Below are 1144 nucleotides of genomic sequence, written 5' to 3'. Positions count from 1 at the left end.
TTCAGAAATATTGGAACGCATTTTTGCTACATCCAGAAAGAAATAATAATCTAAATGGAAAAGTGTTTGAATATATTTTAGCAACTCTTTGTGTTAGAGAAGGCATTTTGCCAATTTATATGAGTGCAAAAGTTGCATTTGTTCCAAACGTAATTTATGATTTAATGTTTTACACAAATGAACGTGGCCCAATTTGTTGGAGTGTGAAAACAAGTTTAAGAGAAAGATATAAACAAGCCGATTTAGAAGCAATTGCACTAAAATATGTTCATAGAAAAGCGTTGAGCTATTTGATAACACTTGAAGAAAATGAGGCAAGAAGCGTAAAGGCAAAAATTAAAAGTGGAGATGTGATTGGACTTGACGATGTGATTGTTGCGACATCAGAAGATTTTAACCAACTAATTTTTGAATTAAAAGAGTTTGAATTTTCTGAACCACCAACTGTTAAAGTTATTGAAAGTAATCAAATTATAACCGAAGAAAAAGTAAAGAATATAAAATAATAAAAGACTGCCCATAACTCCTTAACCGTTCCAAAATTCCCAAGTTCTCTAAACAATCCATATCAAAACATAAAACAAAAAAAAGGGGTTTTAAACCCCTTTTTTTTCTGCTAACACAGTTAATAAAAAAATTATCTAAGCTTGTTAAGTTTCTTTTCAGCTTTTAGAATATCTTCTTCTAATTCTTTTATTTTCAGCTGTTGTTTACTTATTTTAACATTTTCTTTTTCAATTTCAACAGGTGAAAGTTTCCCTTTGGCTCTGTTTTTGGCAAACTTGGCTTCCATTTTGTCTAAGTCTTTTATCGCTTTTGCCTTTTTGTCTTTTACTTTTAGTAAAGATTTTTCAGTAGAGGCAATTTTCTTTTGTTCTTTTTCAAAACGTTTTTGCTCTTTTTCTAACTTTTTTTGTTCTTTCTCAAGTTTTTTTTGCTCTTTTTCAGCTCTTTGCTTCTCTTTTAATGCAAGCTTGTCTTCCTTTAATTTTCTTTCTAATTCAGCCTTTTCAATTAGTTTTTGTTCTTCAGGCGAAATTACTTTTACTTTCGAAGAGTCAAGTAATATAGTAGGTTGAACCTCTTGAGCATTAATTCCCTGAAAACAAATTGCTAAGAATGCAATAATTATAAATTTTACTTT

The 1144-nt window shown here is 29.5% G+C and carries 1 protein-coding gene and 1 pseudogene; one reads left to right on the top strand and one right to left on the bottom strand.

All coding sequences use genetic code 11. From position 1 onward, the window contains the following. On the top strand, positions 1 to 506 hold a 506-nt coding region (locus tag IAI56_RS15710; RefSeq protein ID WP_187658757.1), incomplete at its 5' end, for a hypothetical protein. Positions 507 to 637: 131 nt separating this feature from the next. On the opposite strand, the pseudogene IAI56_RS15705 reads toward IAI56_RS15710, so the two are convergent. Beyond that, positions 638 to 1144: pseudogene (locus IAI56_RS15705) on the bottom strand (hypothetical protein); the annotation flags it as partial.

Source organism: Flavobacterium macrobrachii (assembly GCF_014486675.1).
Lineage (GTDB): Bacteria > Bacteroidota > Bacteroidia > Flavobacteriales > Flavobacteriaceae > Flavobacterium > Flavobacterium macrobrachii.
Note: the sequence above shows the minus strand (reverse complement) of the source record. Positions and strands in the feature narration are given on the sequence as shown.